Source organism: Bradyrhizobium sp. USDA 3240 (assembly GCF_054063295.1).
Genome location: NZ_JBSSGD010000002.1, coordinates 3,071,819 through 3,091,206, shown reverse-complemented (window position 1 = coordinate 3,091,206; position 19,388 = coordinate 3,071,819). Strand labels below are relative to the sequence as shown.

Annotated in this window: 13 protein-coding genes and 3 pseudogenes; 13 read left to right on the top strand and 3 right to left on the bottom strand. The window is 59.2% G+C overall.

Features of this window, described 5'->3' with window-relative positions; genetic code table 11:
• Window positions 1-8: 8 nt before the first annotated feature.
• Window positions 9-323: a hypothetical protein gene (locus tag ACVIGA_RS15475; RefSeq protein ID WP_456667041.1), complete on the bottom strand. Its 315-nt coding sequence runs from the start codon at window positions 321-323 to the stop codon at window positions 9-11.
• A 467-nt stretch (window positions 324-790) separates the two neighbouring features.
• Here ACVIGA_RS15475 and ACVIGA_RS15470 point away from each other — a divergent pair, with 467 nt between their 5' ends.
• Complete coding sequence (locus tag ACVIGA_RS15470; RefSeq protein ID WP_456667040.1) at window positions 791-1,819, top strand: IS110 family RNA-guided transposase; 1,029 nt, start codon at window positions 791-793, stop codon at window positions 1,817-1,819.
• A gap of 334 nt (window positions 1,820-2,153) precedes the next feature.
• Here ACVIGA_RS15470 and ACVIGA_RS15465 read toward each other — a convergent pair.
• Window positions 2,154-2,782 (bottom strand): annotated as a pseudogene (locus ACVIGA_RS15465) (reverse transcriptase domain-containing protein).
• A gap of 1,203 nt (window positions 2,783-3,985) precedes the next feature.
• Between ACVIGA_RS15465 and ACVIGA_RS15460 the strand changes: the two are divergent.
• The 12 genes and pseudogenes from ACVIGA_RS15460 (at window position 3,986) to ACVIGA_RS15405 (ending at window position 17,419) form a co-directional block, all read left to right on the top strand.
• On the top strand, window positions 3,986-6,100 hold the full coding sequence (locus tag ACVIGA_RS15460) for a ParB/RepB/Spo0J family partition protein (protein ID WP_456667039.1): 2,115 nt from the start codon (window positions 3,986-3,988) through the stop codon (window positions 6,098-6,100).
• A 183-nt stretch (window positions 6,101-6,283) separates the two neighbouring features.
• Window positions 6,284-7,588, top strand: a pseudogene (locus ACVIGA_RS15455) (methylase); the annotation flags it as partial.
• Window positions 7,589-7,605: 17 nt separating this feature from the next.
• A pseudogene (locus tag ACVIGA_RS15450) lies at window positions 7,606-7,653 on the top strand (hypothetical protein); the annotation flags it as partial.
• Window positions 7,654-7,729: 76 nt separating this feature from the next.
• The gene (locus ACVIGA_RS15445) at window positions 7,730-8,215 is read left to right on the top strand and encodes an ATP-binding cassette domain-containing protein (RefSeq protein ID WP_456667038.1); all 486 of its coding nucleotides are present in this window, start codon (window positions 7,730-7,732) and stop codon (window positions 8,213-8,215) included.
• Entirely contained in the window at window positions 8,196-8,909 is a 714-nt protein-coding gene (locus ACVIGA_RS15440) for an ABC transporter ATP-binding protein (protein ID WP_456667037.1), read from the top strand. Before ACVIGA_RS15445 ends, ACVIGA_RS15440 begins: the two co-directional genes overlap by 20 nt.
• 15 nt (window positions 8,910-8,924) lie before the next feature.
• Complete coding sequence (locus tag ACVIGA_RS15435; protein WP_456667036.1) at window positions 8,925-10,307, top strand: dihydroorotase; 1,383 nt, start codon at window positions 8,925-8,927, stop codon at window positions 10,305-10,307.
• Window positions 10,307-11,566 (top strand): Zn-dependent hydrolase, encoded by a 1,260-nt coding sequence (locus ACVIGA_RS15430; protein ID WP_456667035.1) that lies wholly within the window; start codon window positions 10,307-10,309, stop codon window positions 11,564-11,566. Before ACVIGA_RS15435 ends, ACVIGA_RS15430 begins: the two co-directional genes overlap by 1 nt.
• Window positions 11,567-11,716: 150 nt before the next feature.
• A complete protein-coding gene (locus ACVIGA_RS15425) occupies window positions 11,717-13,078 on the top strand; it encodes a UbiD family decarboxylase (RefSeq protein WP_456667034.1) in 1,362 nt (453 codons plus the stop codon).
• A gap of 76 nt (window positions 13,079-13,154) precedes the next feature.
• Window positions 13,155-13,730, top strand: a complete 576-nt coding sequence (locus ACVIGA_RS15420; protein WP_456667033.1) for a UbiX family flavin prenyltransferase — start codon at window positions 13,155-13,157, stop codon at window positions 13,728-13,730.
• Between the two features lie 157 nt (window positions 13,731-13,887).
• Complete coding sequence (locus ACVIGA_RS15415) at window positions 13,888-15,120, top strand: CaiB/BaiF CoA transferase family protein (protein ID WP_456667032.1); 1,233 nt, start codon at window positions 13,888-13,890, stop codon at window positions 15,118-15,120.
• A gap of 29 nt (window positions 15,121-15,149) precedes the next feature.
• Window positions 15,150-16,334, top strand: a complete 1,185-nt coding sequence (locus tag ACVIGA_RS15410; protein ID WP_456667031.1) for an acyl-CoA dehydrogenase family protein — start codon at window positions 15,150-15,152, stop codon at window positions 16,332-16,334.
• On the top strand, window positions 16,331-17,419 hold the full coding sequence (locus ACVIGA_RS15405; protein WP_456667030.1) for an acyl-CoA dehydrogenase family protein: 1,089 nt from the start codon (window positions 16,331-16,333) through the stop codon (window positions 17,417-17,419). Before ACVIGA_RS15410 ends, ACVIGA_RS15405 begins: the two co-directional genes overlap by 4 nt.
• Here the strand turns inward: ACVIGA_RS15405 and ACVIGA_RS15400 are convergent.
• Window positions 17,352-19,274, bottom strand: coding sequence for a LysR family transcriptional regulator (locus tag ACVIGA_RS15400; RefSeq protein ID WP_456667029.1), 1,923 nt, complete (start codon window positions 19,272-19,274; stop codon window positions 17,352-17,354). The two genes, ACVIGA_RS15405 and ACVIGA_RS15400, sit on opposite strands and share 68 nt — an antisense overlap.
• Window positions 19,275-19,388 lie beyond the last annotated feature (114 nt).

Here is a 19,388-nt window from a genome sequence, read left to right as displayed (position 1 = left end):
CGGGGTCCTTATTCCATGCCGAAACACAAGCCTGGCGGCGGGTTTGCCCAGTCATTGAAAGTGCGGATCGGCACCTCGCGTCGAATCGCCGAGTAGAATCCGACTCGCCGCCGGCGCCCCCCAGCAGCCGCAATTTTAACGTCGATCAACATCCGATCGATCGTCGCCGCGCTCAGAGTTGTCAGCAGCGCACGCTCTGCGCTCGTTGGCTTCAGCCGGCCATGCCGCTCGAGTGCGGGCAACAGCACTGGGATCATCGATACGAGGCGCTTACCGCAGACGCGATCGGAGGCTTCCCACAGCGCGATCAGCGCGTCGCGCACGCTGGCATATTTGCGTCGCCGACTTGTCGCTGGTTCGGTTGGGCTCGTTGCCCCTTCGTCCAGTGGTGGTCTGGGCCTGTCCCTTCCGGCAACCGACAGTGCTCGCACCGCGTGCTTGCGGTGCCAACCCGTCGTTGCTGTCAACTCGTCAAGGATCCGTCCCTTCTCCACTCGTCCAGCCGCACGGTAGCGCCTCGCCACCGCGGCCAACACCTCGCGCCTTGCGCCCATGCTGATCCCGCTCGCCATTGGCGCCACCGACCTGATTCGGTAACGCCGCCCCAGTCATCAGCGGAATTGTTCGGTAACATTTTCGATGAGGCAATACGGGGGGTCAATTTTGGACGCCGATCCCCCGGCTTAGGGGGTCAATATTGCAGACGATGACGTAATTGCGGTCGGCGCCCGCGGCTCAAGAAGGTCCGCTATCTTCAGGCCTTCCCGCAATCTCACGAATCGGAGGGGCCATGAAGCAATATGTTGGGCTGGATGTCTCGCAAAAGGAAACTTCAGTATGTGTGGTCGACGAAGTGGGGCAGGTCTTGTTCGAAGGAAAGGCAAAGTCCGATCCAGGGGCACTCGCAGCATTGCTTCGTAAGCGGGCGCCACAAGCGGAGCGCATCGGATTTGAGACTGGGGCGATGGCGAGCTGGCTATGGCACGAACTTCGTAGGGTCAATCTGCCGGTGGTTTGCATCGACGCGCGGCATGCCCACGCGGCTTTATCCGTACGCATGAACAAGAGCGATCAGAATGATGCGCGGGGGCTTGCTGAACTGGTGCGGGTTGGCTGGTATCGGGAGGTCAAGGTCAAGAGCGAGGAAAGTCAAAAGATCCGCGCGATACTCGTCGCGAGATCCCGGCTCGTGTCGATGCGCCGAGACATCGAGAACCAGGTCCGGAGTATGATCAAAGAATATGGCTTGCTGTTCCCACGCGCAATCGGCCAGCCGTTCCGCAACCAGGTCAGCGAGCTATTGGGCAATAATCATCCACTCTTCGGCGTGATATCGCCGCTGCTCTCGATCCATGAGAATGTCTGTCAACAACAGGGTAAGTTCGACAACGAGGTCCGCCGGTTGGCAAAGCTGGACGAGACGACGCGTCGCCTGATGACGGTCCCAGGTGTCGGCGTCGTGACGGCCCTAACGTTCCGCCACACGATCGATGACCCCTCGCGCTTCCGATCGGCGTTGACAGTCGGTGCCTACCTCGGCCTTACACCTCGGCGCAACCAATCCGGCGAAACTGACATCAATGGCAAGATATCTCGATGGGGCGACCGGCTCCTCCGAACCTACTTGTTTGAGGCCGCTACCGTACTTCTTTATCGGACTAAGAAATGGTCGTCCCTCAAGGCCTGGGGCATGAAGCTCGCCAAGCGGATCGGCATGAGGAAAGCAAAGGTCGCTATCGCCCGAAAGATCGCAGTCATCCTTCACTGCATCTGGGTCGATGGCACTTCCTTCGACTGGGGGCAGCCGCAGCCAGTCTGATATTTGCTCGCAAGTTCCTGGTCCGGTCTGCCGGACTGGCGATGTCCCGCTGGGACGGTGTTGAGGCGACCTCGTTCATTCGGCTGGTGACGGCTCGACCGTACTCCGCTGCAAACGTTGAGGCGTCCGACCCGGACATCATCATGAGGCGCTGCGCGACCTCGGAAAGGACCATGACCCCAGCGAAGACATCAGTCCGGGCGATCAAATACTGGCCGGCAAAGTACTTATCAGCCGCGCTCGCGCCGTCTCCGCAACCCTGACCAGCTGCGACGGCGCGAGCGCTACCACCGAGAGGCGAGTTCAGAAATGTAAGCTTGACAACAAACCGCAATTAAAGGGCCGAATGACAAATTTTCCGGCGAAGACTGAGAACGCGCCGTTCCAACGCCACGTAGCGCGGGTATGGACGTCGCTCACGGCCTTTGTCGAAGTCCGCCTTCATCATCTGCATGTGCTGGTCCAGCTCGTGCAGATAGATGTTGGCGAGCAAGGGCGAGACAACGCCGCCCTGTGGCGTGCCACTGTAAGTGCGTCCGTAGACCCAATCTTCCATGTAGCCTGCTTTGAGCATTCCTTCGATCAGACCAATGAACTTATCGTCATCGATCCGCTTCCTTAGAAGCCCAAGCAGGATGTCATGGTCGATGTTGTCGAAGAACCCACGCACATCCACTCGACCAGCCACTTGCAGCCCGTCCAACTCTTCTTGATGAGCTTGAGTGCGGTATGACAGGATCGCCCCGGCCGGAACCCATGTGATTCATCGAGGAACACAGGTTCATAGATCGCTTCGAGTAGAATCCTGACCGCTTCCTGAACGAGCCGGTCTTCCACCGTGGGGATACCCAGCGGTCGTGTCTTGCCGTTGTCTTTCGGGATATAAACCCGCCGGACTGGCCGGAAGCGATAAGTGCCATCTGCCACGCGCCTGGCGATGTCGGCGAGCTTCTCCAGCGACATGCCGTCGAAGGTCTTGCCATCTACACCGGGCGTCAGAGCTCCCTTGTTGCGGGAGACCTTTTCGTAAGCCCGCTCGAAGAGATGCGGACATCTCATCAGGCGGTGAAGGCCATTTACGCGCTTGCCCGACCGCGACAAGGTCGGCAGTGATTCAATTCTCCTCTGGATGGTGACGGCCTGCATCAGCAGAACCTCTCCGTCGAAGAATCTTTTCTACGCATACTGCACATGCCGTTGTTGGCGGCATCGTCCTTCCCCCGATCGGAGGCGCTTTCGGTCCGGTCGCCCGGCCTTATACGCATGATCGTCCGCCTCGCGGCGGCTGTCGCGGCCATTACGCCGGGCATTTGGGTACTACGACGGCTCCGGCGCCATACAGGTTCGCAAACGAACCTGCTGCAGGCGATCCCGTAGTTACGTGTGCGGGGAGTTGCGGTGTGTTTAGGTGTCCCCTTCGTCTCCTTGACCCACGGATGGTGGTCGTCCCACGCGGACTGGTGGCAGTTCGCACTGGCCGGTGCGATCCGCCCCGCGTGGCGTAGCGTGTCAGCCGCGTTCGCTACTGCCAGCCCTTTGGCGACTGGAAACTGGGATTCAGGCAATACAGCTTTCACCATGCACACCTTACTCTGTGCTCTCCACCGGGCTGCGGCGCCCGATTTCGAGACGTTTCCCGGCATGCTCTGGTCCCGTTCCTCTTTCGAGGTCTCAGTCGTTTCCGACACCGGTGAGCCGGGCAAGCAAGAGCCATAACCAGCAGGCTCCATTCTTTCGAACACTCCCTTCTTCTTCACGCCACAACGGCGCACGCCAGCCGGCTTCGATCCCTCGCGCAAACTCTGCGGAGCTCCTCGCCGGGGGAACTCGGGAAAGGGGCTCGCCTTCGGCGATCGCTATCACTGCCCCGTTCCCGGGTCCCCTCTTAACCGGTCTCGTCGCTGCACTCGGACCCGCGTGCCCCTTCGGGTCGCTATGCTCACGCTCTCCGGGTGCCATTTCAGTGGGGCGATGCGCGTTCGCGCACGCCTGACAGGGCCTGCGGCCCTAAAGCACCTCAAGGCCAAGTCCATGAAGAATGAGAGGGCGGCAGCGTGAAGATCTCGCCAGTCGCTTCGGAAACGAGAGTGAGAGGGGAGATGCGCTTTTCGCGACGGGTTGGAGGCCGAGAGAGAGGCTCTTGGCCGCCCGTCGTGGAGAAACGACATGAGGAAAGCTGTCCAAAAGATCACGCTGTCGCCTTCGCGCGACATTCCCTTCAACAAGCTGGTGCTCAGCCAGTCGAACGTTCGGCGGATCAAGGCCGGGATTTCGATCGAGCAACTCGCCGAAAGCATCGCGCAGCGTACGCTCCTGCAAAGTCTCAACGTGCGGGCGGTTGTGGACGCGGAGGGCAATGAGACCGGCATGTTCGAGGTGCCGGCCGGAGGCCGGCGCTATCGTGCGCTGGAGCTTCTCGTGAAGCAGAAGCGTATGGCAAAGACGCAAGCTGTTCCATGCGTCGTGCGCGACGGCGGCATCGCTGAAGATGACTCGCTTGCAGAGAATGACGAGCGGGTCGGACTTCATCCGCTCGATCAGTTCCGAGCCTTCCAGACCTTGAGTGGCGCCGGTATGTCCGAGGAGGATATCGCGGCTCGGCATTTCGTGTCACCGGCCGTTGTGAAGCAGCGACTGAGGCTGGCGTCCGTGTCGCCAAAGCTGCACGACGTCTATGCCGAAGACGGCATGACTCTCGAGCAACTCATGGCGTTTTCGGTCACGGCGGATCACGCGCGGCAGGAGCAGGTCTGGGAGAATGTCAGCCGCTCGGGCTACGACGAACCCTATCAAATCCGGCGGATGCTGACCGAAAATACCGTACGAGCGTCAGATCGCCGCGTGCAGTTCATTGGGCTCGATGTTTACCAGCAGGCGGGTGGCGGCGTTTTGCGCGACCTGTTCGAGCACGATGATGGCGGTTGGCTTCAAGACATCGCTCTGCTCGACCGTCTTGTCACAGAGAAGCTCAAAGCCGAGGCGGAAGCAATTGGTGCCGAGGGGTGGAAATGGATCTCAGTCGCCGTTGACTTCCCCTACGGCCATACGACACGCCTGCGCGAGCTTGAAGGCCAACCTGTCGATCTCACCTCCGAGGAGCAGGCCACCATCGACGCTCTCAACGCCGAGCAGGCGAAGCTCGAGTCCGAGTATCATGATGCGGATGAGCTGCCCGAAGAGGTCGACCAGCGTCTCGGCGAGATCGAGGCGGCCCTGGTGGCACTCGTAGACCGGCCGGAAACTTACAATCCGGCCGAGATTGCCCGGGCCGGCGTCTTCGTCAGTATCGACGCCGAAGGACGCCTTTGCGTCGATCGGGGCTATGTTCGACCCGAGGATGAGGCACCTGTAGTCGATCACGATGTCGAGCAGCCCACCGGTGCATCATCGACGGAAGGGCGGGAGGCTGGTGCTTCCGTAACGCGCACGACGATCTCGGTTGCCGGCGCCTTGACCGAACCGGAGGAGGATGATGAAGACCCGGCAAGGCCGTTGCCGGATCGGCTCATCGTCGAACTGACGGCGCATCGTACGCTGGCATTGCGGAATGCGCTGGCCGAAAATCCTTCCATCGCGTTCCAGGCGGTGCTGCACAACTTCGTGCTGACGGCCTTTTACCGGTTTGCTTCGTCCGGGAGCTGCCTTGAGATCGGGCTGCGCACGCCAACCTTTCCCGCTCAAGCTCCGGGGCTGAAGGAAAGCGTCTCGGCTAAGGCTGTCGAGGTGCGGCATGAAGCCTGGAAGGCGCGGTTGCCGAAGAGCGAGAACGATCTCTGGGATGCCCTGACAGCTCTCGATGGTGGGGCACAGGCATCGCTGTTTGCCCACAGTGCGTCCTTTGCGGTCAACGCCATCTATGAGCCGGCTAATCGTTACAATCAGGGGCGCGTCTCCGCCCACGGCGTCCGTACGCGTCTCGACCAGGCCAACGTGCTAGCGCGCGCTGCCGGACTTGACATGGTGCAGGCTGGCTGGAGACCGTCCGTCGACAACTATCTCGGCCGAGTGACCAAGCCTCGCATTCTGGAGGCGGTACGGGAAGCCAAGGGCGAGTCTTCGGCGCAACTGATCGACCATCTGAAGAAGGCCGACATGGCCAAGGAGGCCGAGCGTCTCCTAGATGGTTCGGGCTGGTTGCCGGAGCCGCTGCGTCTCATCGATTCCAAGCCGTCTTCGGCGGAGCCGGAAGGTGAAGCGGGTCCGCCGCCGGAATTCCTCGCTGAGGTGGATCAGGAGAACGCCGGCGACGATGATCCGCAACAGCTCGACGCGGCTGAGTGACCGCATGGAGCGGGGTGGCTCCGGCTGTCCTGCGCTTGCTGGGGGACCGGTGCACAGCGCCGGTCCCCATTCTTATGGCCGATGCTGAGAGGGAGAGTCTGGCCGGGATGGGTTTGAATCGCCGTGGTCTTGAGGAGAGCGCCGGGCGGTTCGACCCGTTCCTGCTCTCCGAAAGAGATCCCCATGACCGAATCTCTCGCCAGCGGCGCTGCCGCTGCGCCGCTCTCGATACGTGCCGCCGCAACTATCACCTCCGCTGCGATCAAGGCTGCGCAACAGCTCTTGACCGATCTCGAACGCGGCCGGCGCGTCGATGCCGAGGTCCTGCGCGGCGCCTTGGAGGCTGCCTTCGGCGCCTCCGACGCGTCCGGCACCTGGAATTGGAAGACTGCCTATGACGCCTGCGAGGCGGCAACCGTTCTGTTCCTTCGCAAATTCGGTCCGGCCATGCGGACCAAAGCTGGTTCGACGGCCGCGATGCTGCCGATGCTCACGAAAATCGCGAGCTGCCTGCCGACCCATACGCGGCGTTCCGAGGACAGCCAGGCGCTTCAACAATTCTCGACGCCAATTCCGCTGGGGCTGGCCGCTTGTACCGCAGCCGGCATCACGTCGGCCGACCGGGTTTTGGAGCCCTCCGCGGGGACAGGCTTGCTCGCCATCTTCGCCGAGCTCGCCGGCGGTGCGTTGGTTTTGAACGAGTTGGCCGAGGCCCGCGCGTCGCTGCTCGACCAACAGTTCCCCGACGTTAAGGTCTCGCGGTTCGACGCCGCCCAGATCGATGATCACCTCGATGCGGGTATCGTCCCGAGCGTCGTCCTGATGAACCCGCCGTTCTCGGCGCTGGCGAATGTCGATCGACGAATGGCGGACGCGGCGCTCCGGCACATTGCGTCGGCCTTGGCGCGTCTTTGCGACGGCGGTCGTCTGGTCGCCATTACCGGCGCGAGTTTTGCGCCGGACAATCCGGCGTGGACCGACGCGTTCGTTCGCCTTCAGGAGTATGGGCGTGTTGTGTTTTCTGCCGCGATCGACGGCGCCGTCTACGCGAAGCACGGGACTCAGATCGACACAAGGCTGCTTGTCATCGACAAGCAGCCCGCGGCAGATCCGAAGGTCTTTCCGGCCTCGCCCGGCATGGCGGCAGATGTCGCTGCCTTGCTCAGCTGGGTGACCCAGCATGTGCCTCCGAGGCTGCCTGTTGCCGCCCCGGTCGTGATCGACGTCAACAAGCGCCCTGCAATGTCACGATCGCTCGGAGCCTGTGCGCCGCGCACATCGTCTACTCTGGGCGACGTCACGCCGGAAGGCGTGGAGCTCACGTATGAGACTGTCGAGTGGTCGCCGCCGGAAGGCGCCAGGCTCACGGATGCGCTCTATGAGGGATACGGATTGCAGTCGATCCATATATCCGGCGCGCAGGCGCATCCGACCAAGCTCGTGCAGTCCGCGGCGATGGTCCTAATGGGGCGGGCAAGACCACCCTACTTAAGATCGTCGCTGGGGTGCTGACGCCAAATAGTGGCCAGGTTCTGCTCGATGACGACGACGTAACCCAACTGTCGACAGTCGCTCGGGTACGAAAGGGTTTGGCGTTGACTTCATCAGATCGTTCGCCCGTTTCGTTCAATGTGCGTTCTGGACAACGTGGCGCTGGCGGCTGGTCATCGTTTCACGTCCAACCCGTTCAGGGCGCTCTTCCATTGCAAGCGGACCCAGGAAGACAGTCGGGCGCGCGAAGTTCTCGCCCGCGTGGGACTTGGAGGGCTCGAGCACAAGCCGATCAACTCGTTGCCGCTCGGCTGTCTCAAGCGCCTTGAGGTTGCGCGTGCACTTGCAGTTGAGCCGAGCCTCGTTATGCTCGATGAACCGCTTGCTGGCCTTAACCATCGCGAAGCGAAGGAGCAGGCCGATACGCTCGCAGCACTCAATGCAGGCGGCCTCACTACTATTCTGATCGAGCACAATTTGAGCGAGGTGCTGCGGGTTTGCAAGCGCCTTCTTGTGCTTGATGGCGGGCGCATCATCGCTGATGGCGATCCGCATAGCGTGATGGCGGACAAAGCAGTTCGAGAAGCCTATATCGGAAAGGTCCATGAACATGCTGCGGCTTGAAAACCTTAGTTGTGGCTATGGGCCGGTGCGCGCCGTCCACGACTTGACGTTCGAACTCGCTGCGCGGTCGTCGCTGGCGCTGCTCGGGCCGAATGGAGCCGGCAAGACCTCCACCGTTATGGCTATCATGGGTCACACGACTATTCAGAGCGGGCGCATTCTGCTCAATGGAAAGGACATCACCCATGTTCCCGCGGTCCGGCGCGTCGATCTTGGTATTGCCATGGTGCCGGAGGGGCGGCGATTGTTCGCTGACCTTACTGTCGAGGAGAATCTCACGGTCGGCGGCTATCGTCTGACGGCCGCGCGGGATCGTAGGAACCGGCAACGCGTCTACGAACTGTTTCCGCGACTTTTGGATCGTCGAAAGCAGGTGTCGGGATCCCTATCGGGTGGTGAACAGCAAATGCTAGCGATGGGTCGCGCCCTGATGGCCGAGCCGAAATTGTTGCTTATTGACGAGCTTTCGCTGGGATTAATGCCGAAGATGGTCGATCTCTGTTTTGACGCGCTGGAGGATCTGAAGGCAGACGGCGTAACGATCCTTCTAGTTGAGCAGAATACGGCGCGAGCGCTCGCGTTCACAAACAATGTCTGTGTCCTGACCTCGGGTTCACTTGCATTCTCGGGCTCGTCGCAGGATGCCAGCTGCAATGATCAGCTATTCGATATCTTCGTGGGTTCGTTTCACTAGCATGGGTAATACCTGATGAGCGATTTTGATTTAGTTGTCACTGGCCGTATCGTTCTTACCGACCGCGTGGTCGACGGCGGCTATGTGGCGATCCGGAACGGCCTCGTCGAGCGAATCGGCTTCGGGTCCTCGCCCGCCGCAAAGGAGCGCCAGGATTTTGGATCCTCTTACGTGTTGCCGGGCGCGATCGACGCCCAGGTGCACTCCAAGTCGCAACTCGGGCAGGAAGACTTTATCTGGTCGACGCGTGCCGCCGCAGCCGGCGGTGTCACGACCGTTGTCGACATGCCTTATGATGAAGGCTTTCTGGTCTGCACCGGCGCGCGCGTGCAGCAGAAGATCACCGAAGCGGGTGCCCAGGCGCGCGTCGACTTTGCGCTGTACGGCACTGTCAGGCCGGATGACGGACCCGCGCACATCGCGGATATGGTGCACGCTGGTGTCTCTGCGTTCAAATTCTCGACATTCTGCACAGATCCCAACCGCTTTCCACGTGTTCCGCCGCAAACGCTCTATTCGTGCTTTGCGGAAATCGGGAGACACGGTCTCGCCGCCGGCGTTCATAATGAGAACGACGAGATGGTGCGGGCCGCGATGAGAGATGTGGATGCTAGTGGAATTCGCGATTACCGCGCCCATGGTTTATCGCGTCCGCCGGTGACGGAGACGTTGGCGATAGCTGAAGTCTATGAGATCGGTGCGCAGGCAGGGTGTTCCTCCCATATCGTCCATTGCTCGGTGGGGCGTGGCTATGACCTGTGTGAAGCTTACCGCCAGCAGGGCTTCGACACGACGATCGAGGCTTGCATTCACTATCTGATGCTCGATGAGGAACACGATGTTGCGCGGCTCGGTGGCAAGGCGAAGGTCAATCCGCCGGTTCGCCCACGGCGCGAAGTAGAGTTGCTCTGGCGCCATCTCGCGGCTGGCAACGTCACCGTCGTTTCGACGGATCATGTGAGTTGGTCCGAGGACCGCAAGACCGATGCCGACATGCTGAAAAATTCATCGGGCGTGCCTGGCTTGGAAGTTCTCTATCCTTTGTTGCTGAAGGGCCTGACCGAACGCCAGCTTGACGTCACTTGGGCAGCGCGGCTGCTCGCGGCCAATCCCGCGCGGCTGTTTCGGATCGGCCATCGCAAGGGCGCGATCGAACTGGGCCGGGATGCGGACCTGGTGGTGATGGCGCACGCGCCGCATCGCTACGACCCGGCGACCAGCGGACACAACTTCGTCAAGTGGAGTCCGTATGCGGGTATTGAACTGCCATATCGTCCTGTGGCGACTTATCTGCGCGGCAAGCTAGTTTACGACGGTACGAACGTACTGGCCGACCCCGGCTCGGGTGCGTTTGTGTGCCCATCCCGGTCTGATGCTGCAAACAGGAAGATCGGCTGATGCGCCACGAGCGCCCGCCCATCGACCCGGACCGGCTGTGGCGCAGCCTGATGGATTTGGCCGAGATCACGGATCCCGACCGGCCGTATACGCGGCGCTCATTTTCACCGCACTTTCTCGAAGGACGGGCGTGGCTCAGCAAGCAGTTCGAGGACGCCGGCATGTCGGTCCGGTTGGATACGGGGGCCAATCTGATAGCGCGCCTCGACGGCAGCGTTCCGGACGCGCCGCCAATCATGCTCGGCTCGCATTCGGACACCGTGCCGTCCGGCGGGCGTTTCGACGGCACCGCAGGCATCCTTACGGCGCTGGAAGCTGTGCGCGCCCTGCAGGCCCTGGGCTATGCTCCGCGGCATCCCATCGAGATCGTAGACTTCCTTGCCGAAGAGCCGAGCGAATATGGGGTGTCCTGCGTCGGCAGCCGCGCAATGGCGGGGGCGCTCGAAGAGGCAATGCTCGGTTACACGAATGCGGCGGGTGAGACACTCGCCAACGCCATCGCGCGGGCCGGTGGCGATTCGTCCCGACTGGCGGAAGCACAGCGCAAGGATATTGCAGGATATTTCGAACTTCATATCGAACAGGGCAGCGTTCTGCAAAATTGCAACGTTCCGCTTGGCCTAGTGACCTCCATAGCCGGTATCCTGCGCGTCGAGATTGTGTTCGACGGCGCGGCTGATCACGCGGGCACCACGCCGATGCGGGACAGGCGAGATGCTGGGCTCGCTGCAGCCGAGTTGTCATTATGGTCCGCGCAGCAGGCGAATGAGATTGCCAGGCGAGACGATGGTCATTTCGTGGCAACGACCGGTGTGCTGGACATCAGTCCGAACGCCGCCAATGTCGTGCCGGGGAGGGCGCGGATGATTTTCGACATTCGCGCTGAAAGGGCTGTACAACTTGAGGAGTTCGCCACATTGCTGGACTCCAAGAGCGAGGAAGTCGCCCTGCAGCGGAATGTTACACGGGCTCGTTTTGCCGTGCTGTCGCGCACCAATCCAACGCCTTGCGATGAACAGTTGCGTGATCTGCTCGGGAGCGGGGCTGCGTCGCTCGGCTATTCGGCCATCGCGCTTGCTTCCGGTGCCGGACACGACGCAGCCTTCGTAGCACGCATCGCGCCGAGCGCTATGCTGTTCATTCCGTGTCGCGACGGCAAGAGCCACACGCCCGAGGAATGGGCTGAACCGGACGCAATGGCGGCAGGCGCTGCGACACTGCTTGAAGCAATTCGTCTACTCGACGGTAAGAACATTTGATCCGCGTTGACGGTCATTGCTCTCGTTGGCAGCGATACCTCGACCGGCATCATGCCTCCCGATGTCGCGATGACGGGCTTTTTGACAAGATTGCCAAAACGTCGGTTTCGCGTTTCGGCGAGATGATTCAGTTCAAGAACGGTGAGTATCATGACCGACCAAAGCATGCGTGGCCTAGTGACGGCGCTCGAAGCCAGCGGAGAGTTGCACCGCGTGACGCGGCAAGTAGACGCCAAGTTTGAGTTGGGAGCCGTCTTGTCGCTGCGGGATCGCGGACCGTCGCTATTTTTCGAGCACGTCGGCAACGCCACGATGCCGGTGGTAGGAAATCTTCTGACATCTCGGGAGAGATTCGCGCGTGGGCTCGGCGTCGCGGTCGATAAACTCGATGCCAAATGCCTAGGTGCCTTGAAAAGTCCGATCCATCCGGTGGTAGTTTCGGACGGTCCGGTGCAAGATATCATTCATCAGGGCAGTATCGATCTTGCGGCGCTGTTGCCGGTGCCGACATGGTTCGAACGCGAAGCGGCACCCTACATCACGGCGGGCGTCATCATTGCGAAGGATCCCGAAACGGGCCAGCGGAATGTCTCGATTGCGCGCTTGCGGCTGGAGGGCGGGGCGCGGATCATGGCCGGCATCGCCAAGAACCATCATCTTTACATCCTCAGCGAAAAGGCGAAAGCGCTAGGCCGCAAGCTTGAGATCGCGGTCGCGATCGGCAACCACACGGCGGTGCTGCTCGGCTCACAGCTATATCTCGGGCTGGGCGATGACGAGTTTGACAACATCGGCGCGCTGCTCGGCGAGCCGCTGCAGCTTGTCAAATGCAAAACGGTCGATATCGAGGTGCCCGCGCATGCCGAGATCGTTCTCGAAGGCGAACTCGATGCAGCCCAGTTGATCGAAGAAGGCCCGGTGTCGGAATTCCACGGCTTCTATGTCGACTACGGTCCAGGCTTGGGAGGAACGATCCGCTGCGTCACCCATCGAAAGGATGCGATTTATCAAGCAATCCTTCCCGGTTACGCCAGCGAGCACTGCTTGCTCGGCGGAGTGGCCATCGGTGCGACGCTGCACCAGGCCTTGCAGCGGATGATTCCGGCTGTACGCCGTGTCCTGATCACCGAAGGCGGAATGGGACGTCTGCATGCCATAATCTCGATGCATAAGCCGCGGCTGGGTGAGGGCAAGCGCGCAGCACTGCTGGCTTTGGGGCATGTGAGCCTCCTCAAATTGGTAACCGTTGTCGACGACGATATCGACATCGAGAACCCGCGCGAGGTTGAATGGGCACTCGCCGCGCGGTTTCGCGGACACGAAGATCTCATCGTCATTCCGGGCGTCAAGGCTGATCGCTGTGACCCGGTCCACGAGGATCTCACGGTGACCAAACTTGGGATGATCGCAACAACGCGGCCGGGAGACGGTGAGGCACTCACGCGCTCCGAGCGTCTTGCCGCTCCTAAGAAGGTGACCGAGCGGGTTCGCAGTCAACTGAACCAATATTAGACGCGATCTAACCGACTTGAATTGCTCGGGTGATAATCCTTCCGACCTTGCTGCACAGCCATGCTGGGAGATTGCAGTGTCAAAACGACGGCTCATAGTCGCTATTACGGGCGCATCTGGCCATGCCTACGGAATTCGGCTCCTTGAGACGTTGAGAGCGTTCGACTATGAGACTCATCTTGTCATGTCGCGATCGGCTATGGTCGCACTCGTTCACGAAAGCAATCTGCGGCCGAAAGACGTGCACGCTCTTGCGGATCACGTTCACGCTAATGACGATGTCGCCGCACCGATTTCGAGCGGTTCTTTCCGGACCAGCGGAATGATCATCGCACCTTGTTCGGTCAAGACTCTTGGCGAGATAGCGTCCGGAGCCTGTGGAACACTGGTTTCACGCGCTGCGGATGTCATCCTGAAAGAACGAAAACGGCTCGTTCTCCTGCTCCGCGAGACGCCACTTCATCTCGGTCATTGCAGGAATATGGTTTCAGTAACTGAGATGGGCGCTATCGTTATGCCGCCGGTACCAGCGTTCTACCCCAAGCCGAAAACGATAGACGAGATTGTCGATCACACGGTAGGGCGAGCATTGGATCTGTTCGACATTGATACCGGGCAGTTCCCACGCTGGAAGGACGCACCGTCCGCATGAGCCGAGCACAGTTCGGATTTTCGAATAGCTCCGTTCTCAAGTTGCTATTTCTACATCGAAGCCAAATAACAGATGGTGCAAATAACGCCGTCGATATGTCGACGACGCTCACGCACGACGAAGTGGGCAACAGATGATAAGTGAGACGCCAGCAACCGTGAGCCGTGAGGATGGCGCCATCTCCTGCTCAGTATCGAAGGCCCCAGCTTCCAAACCGCTAACTGGAATCCGTGTTCTTGATTTCAGCCGTGTCCTTGCTGGACCATTTTGTACGGCTCTTTTGGCAGACCTGGGCGCTGAGATCATCAAGGTAGAGCCTCCGGGCGGAGATGATCAGCGCTCAATGGGAGCGTTCAAGAACGGCGTCAGCGTTAGCTTTGAACTTATCAACCGCAACAAGAGGAGCTTAGTCCTAGATCTCAAGACAGAGCAGGGCCTTGATATCGCGAGGGGTCTTGCGGCTGTTTGCGATGTCGTCGTTGAAAATTTTCGCCCGGGAGTCGCCGGTCGGCTTGGCATCGATTATGAGTCGCTGAAGCCACTGCGGTCAGATCTGATCTACTGTTCGATATCCGGATTTGGTCAAACGGGGCCGTTCGCCAACTTGCCTAGTTACGATGTAATCGCGCAGGCGATGTCGGGCCTGATGAGCATCACCGGCGCTCCAGGCGGAGAGCCGACGCTAGTAGGCGATTCTGTCGGAGATACTGTGTCGGGCCTGTTTGCAGCATGGTCCATTTCCACTGCTCTTTATCGTCGTCAGGCGACGGGCGCGGGAGCGCGGCTGGATGTAGCGATGTTTGATTCGCTTTTCACGCTGTTGCCGACGGCGCTCGCTCAGTGGCAGATCACGAACGCCGCCCCGCGAAGGCATGGCAATCAGCATCCGCTATCGGCGCCGTTCGGCGCATATGCAGCTAGCGACGGAAACTTCATGGTTGCCGTAGCCAATAGTGCGCTGTTCGGGAAGCTCGCGAAAGCGATCGGTGATCCGCACTTGTCGCAGGACAAGCGATTTATGACTGACCAACTGCGCCGATTGAATCACGTCGCCCTACGCAACTTAATCGAAACGTGGGCCGCTTCGAAGTCGGCCGATGAAGTCGTCAAGATTCTGGCTGCGGCAGGCGTTCCCGCTTCAACGATCTGGGATGTCGCCGAAGCTGCTGAGAGCGCTTACGTCAAGGATCGCAAGCTTATCACGGCAGTGGACCACGATTCGGTAGGTACCCTTTTGCTACCTGAGCAGCCCGTCCACTTCAATGGACTAGCGCGCGGGGAGGCGCGCCGCGCGCCGCGGTTAGGCGAAGACGGTCCCGCTATTCTTAAGGAATTGCTGGGGAAACAACCGAGCGAAATCGCGGCATTGCGGGCGTCCGGCACGATCTAAATACATGTTTGTCGGCGGGGTTTACAGTCATGAATTTACGGTTCTCCGAAGAGGAAAATGCCTTCAGCCGTGATGTCCGTCTATATCTACGCGACAATCTTTCGCAAGACCTGGCTCAGAAGGTTCGCTTCAATCAGCGCCTGAGCCGCGAGGATTACATCAAGTGGCAGAATATCCTGGCTGCCAGAAACTGGTACGCGATCGGCTGGCCGAAGGATGCGGGCGGGCCAGGATTGACGCCGACGCAGCGCTATTTGTTTGAGCGCGAGTATGGAGCGGTACAGGCGCCTCATCCATGCCAGTTTGGCATCGCAATGGCTGGGCCTGTAATCTACACATTCGGAAGTCCACAGCAGAGGGCGCGCTTCCTGCCTGGGATTCGCGAGAACAGGGATTTCTGGTGTCAGGGGTATTCCGAGCCGGGGGCGGGTTCGGATTTGGCCGCGTTACGGACAACCGCCATTCGCGATGGGGACTATTATCTCGTGAACGGCAATAAGATCTGGACAACGTGGGCAAACTGGGCGGACTGGATGTTCTGCCTCGTCAAAACCGATCCCGCCGAAAAGCCACAGCGCGCGATTTCCTTCTTACTGATTGATATGCGCACGCCGGGCATCACCGTGCGACCGATACGAACACTGGATGGCGACGCGGAGTTTAACGAGGTTTTCTTTAGCGATGTCAGGGTGCCGGTTGCAAATCGGATCGGCGAAGAGGGGCAGGGTTGGACCTACGCCAAGTTTCTGCTTGAGTTTGAACGCTTCTCGATGTCGGGTGCTTCTCGTTCCAAACGCATACTGGGCGAGTTGCGAGCCGAGGCTCGCGAACTTGGGCGTATGGAGGACCCGCTCCTTACAGACCGGTTGGCCCGCCTGGAGATCGAGCTTCTAGCACTTGAATATATGGAGCTTCGTTTGCTGTCGCGAGCTATTGCAGGCGACAATCCGGGTCCGGAAGCGTCAAAGCTGAAAATCCGAGGAACCGAAATTGCCCAGGAATTGTCGAGAGTCCGCATTGATCTCAAGGGGGCAGCCTGTTTGCGCCATTCCGAGACGTTCCTCGAAGGCTTGATTTCGCCCGGAGGAAACGAAGCTTCGAGTGTGCTTCCAACCTACCTCAACTTGCGCAAACTCACGATATGGGGCGGATCGAACGAGATCCAGCGCATGGTGCTTGGCAAACATGTGCTCCGCTTGGGAGGTTCGGAATGAATTTCGCTCTCGACGCCGAAACGCAGATGCTCAAGGAATCTGTCAGTCGTTTCGTTGCGGATCGAGCCGGGCCTGTGGCGAACGCGGGTGGTCATTGGGGTGACTTCACGAAACTCGGCTGGATCGGGCTGTCCTTTCCTGAAGCGCTAGGGGGCAGCGGCTTAGGATCAGTCGGCACAATGGTGCTGATGGAGGGATTGGCGGCGAGGCTCATCTCGACTCCATATTTGCCTGCTGTCGTGATGGCGGGAGGCGTGCTTGGTCGCTGCCGCGACGCAGCGGCCCACCTTCAGCAACTGATAGGCGGTGAATTCCGCGCCACGCCCGGCTTCTTCGCGGCCGGAGCGAACGATCCGATCGATCCATCGCAAGTCCGGGCGTACGCGCTGCGCGGCGGATATGGATTGATCGGATCAAATGCCTGTGTGCTGGCAGAAACGGATGAGACGAATGCCATCCTGATTTCGGCGATTATCGTCGGCTCGAACGACGTAGGCCTGTTTCTAGTGGATCCTGCCAGCCTCGGTGTTAGCAGTGAACGGTATCCGCTTCTGGATGGCCGCTCGGCGAGCCATATGACCTTGAATAATGTTGTCGTTTCTTCCGCTTGCCGCATCGATGGCGGGGTCGACGTTCGGCAAATTCTCAGTGCCGTCAGGGACGAAGTGCTCGTTGCCGCCGCCGCTGAAAACCTCGGCGCGATGCAGGTTCTTTATGATCAGACCCTTGAATACGCCAGACTACGCAAGCAGTTCGGGCGCCAGATTGGATCGTTTCAGGCTCTGCAATTTCGTCTCGTGGACATGTGGATCAAACTTGATGAAGCACGGTCGCTGGTCATGGCAGCCGCCGCGGCAATCACGGATGATCGGACCGATCAATCCGCCCTGGCTGCGGCAGCCTGGATCCAGGCTCTTTGGTCAGGGCGTATGATGGTGGAAGAGTCTATTCAGATCCATGGAGCCATTGGCATGACGGAAGAATGCACGATTAGCCGATATGTGAAGCGTATACTCGTCAACGAATTGCTATTTGGTCCCCCTGAACATCATCTTGCACGGTATCGCTTGCTCCAGCCGGTTTAAAGCCAATCGCAGCGAGATGATGCCGGAAAGTTTTAATCATCGAACGTTCGATTTGAGTTAGAGTTCGGTCCGTTGAAAAGACAATAGACAACCGGCGTCGAATGAACGGGTCTATTATTGGATTAAATTGGAGGGCTCCCTCGGCAACGTAGGGGCGCACCGATGCCTCCGGCATAATGGTCGCAAAGCGCGTTTGCCGGATCAATGCCAAGGTCATTGTGAAAGAGTTGCTTTCAATTGTTGGCTTCAGGCGAATATCGGCATCCTCTGCCGCTTGATTCAGCAACTGCCGCAATCCAAATGTTTCGGTGGGCAAAATCAGCGGCAGTTCTGCCACGCGGAGTAACGGAATTTCTCCGGGATCAACCAAGTTCGTGCCGGCACCGGAAACGACGCCGAGAAGATCCTCGCTTTGCAGGTCAATCTGCGACGAACGCGATATGTGCGCTTCGACCAGCGCAAAGCTCGTGAGGCCGGATCTTACCCAACGATACAAAACATCTGATGGAGCCTCCACGATCTTCAATTTGACTTTTGGATATGCGTGGGACCAATCGCGTACCGTGGACGCGAGTGCTTCAGCAAGTTGGCTGGTGTGGTTCGCTATCGGAAAGACGCCAATCGAAAGCGAATGATGTTGAGCGGCGGCAATATGCCTGGCGCGAAACACCACGTTGTCGCAACGCTCGACGGCTGGCTCAACCAATTCCGCCAACCTGGGAGCGTCAAATGTCGGTTTGAGGCCGTTGTGTTGGCGGTGGAACAAGGGTTGGCCGACGAGAGTTTCTAGCTTGCGCAGCTGGCTTGAAAGAGCTGGTTGGACAACGTTAAGTTGTTTCGCTGCTGCGCTCATATTTAACTTGCTTCGCAACATAAGAAAATAGCGCATCTGCTTCAACGTGATGCTTGGCTGATAGCAAATGAAGGGATCTGGATTTTGAAGAAGTTTCTGAAGCAGCGTGACATAAGTGCGGGCGGCGGGACCGTCCGTAAGGAGTTTTGCGATGATTGTGCTGGTCAACCTTACGGGGAGGCGGGACTGACTGAAATTCACTCGAGAAAGACCGCTAGCGACTAGACTGTGCGGCGCCAGAAGGGCGAAAGGTTCGGTATCTTCCGACAGCTTGGAGAACGTGCCGACGTCTTCTTCAATGACGCTTGGGATCGGTAAATCATGGCGAATGCAATAAGCTCGCACCTGATGTATCTGTGCCTTTGATAAGGGCGGGACGATCAGTGGTAGGCGCCGCAGGGTATCAAATCCAGTGACCTGTTCCGATTCCTCGCGTTGGTCAAAGGGCCGTACGACTATCCAGTCGTCGTCGAAGAGAAAGTGCTCCGCATGATCTTTTTCGCTCTCGGCATATTTGAGAACTATATCGCTTTTATCGTCTTCAAATACATCCCCTTGGCAATCCGCATGGCTCTTCGTTCCATCTTTTAGGCAGGATGACAGTTCGGTAAACGCGAAGGTGACCTCAGCAATGACATTGGGATGATCTTTGCGCAGTGCTCGAACGGCGAGGCTAGCTGACCGCGACAGGCGACCCAGCATGAATTGGAGTGGCGAAGTAATGCGCAGCAGATCTAATTGACCGTTCGTGCGGTCCGGCACCGCTGTAACGGCCTCCGTGCGCTGGAGTACAGGTTCGATCGATTGATATAACCATCGCGCTGTTGCAGTCGGATAATGTCCCAACTGTCCGCGCTCGAACAGAATAAGCCCAAGTTCGCGCTCGAGCGATTTGAGATTATCGCTTAACGCCGAGGATGATATTCCCGCGCGGGCCGCCGTCTCTTTGTGATTCCGATGTTGGCATGCCAAGACGAAATAGGATAACTGATTTGTCTCCATTTGATATTCCCTTCGCGAGACGAAAACGCTCGCGTGCGTCGAATCTCGAACAAGAGATCCATTTGAAGTTTGGAATCTGATGTATCATGGCAACAAAGTTGCCTTGCTCCTTCG

What these genes read in the sequence shown, in the direction of transcription:
- ACVIGA_RS15470 (WP_456667040.1), top strand. Translation starts at nt 791, where the DNA reads ATGAAGCAATATGTTGGGCTGGATGTCTCGCAAAAGGAAACTTCAGTA.
- ACVIGA_RS15460 (WP_456667039.1), top strand. Translation starts at nt 3,986, where the DNA reads ATGAGGAAAGCTGTCCAAAAGATCACGCTGTCGCCTTCGCGCGACATT.
- ACVIGA_RS15445 (WP_456667038.1), top strand. Translation starts at nt 7,730, where the DNA reads ATGTGCGTTCTGGACAACGTGGCGCTGGCGGCTGGTCATCGTTTCACG.
- ACVIGA_RS15440 (WP_456667037.1), top strand. Translation starts at nt 8,196, where the DNA reads ATGAACATGCTGCGGCTTGAAAACCTTAGTTGTGGCTATGGGCCGGTG.
- ACVIGA_RS15435 (WP_456667036.1), top strand. Translation starts at nt 8,925, where the DNA reads ATGAGCGATTTTGATTTAGTTGTCACTGGCCGTATCGTTCTTACCGAC.
- ACVIGA_RS15430 (WP_456667035.1), top strand. Translation starts at nt 10,307, where the DNA reads ATGCGCCACGAGCGCCCGCCCATCGACCCGGACCGGCTGTGGCGCAGC.
- ACVIGA_RS15425 (WP_456667034.1), top strand. Translation starts at nt 11,717, where the DNA reads ATGACCGACCAAAGCATGCGTGGCCTAGTGACGGCGCTCGAAGCCAGC.
- ACVIGA_RS15410 (WP_456667031.1), top strand. Translation starts at nt 15,150, where the DNA reads ATGAATTTACGGTTCTCCGAAGAGGAAAATGCCTTCAGCCGTGATGTC.
- ACVIGA_RS15405 (WP_456667030.1), top strand. Translation starts at nt 16,331, where the DNA reads ATGAATTTCGCTCTCGACGCCGAAACGCAGATGCTCAAGGAATCTGTC.
- ACVIGA_RS15400 (WP_456667029.1), bottom strand. Translation starts at nt 19,274, where the DNA reads ATGGAGACAAATCAGTTATCCTATTTCGTCTTGGCATGCCAACATCGG.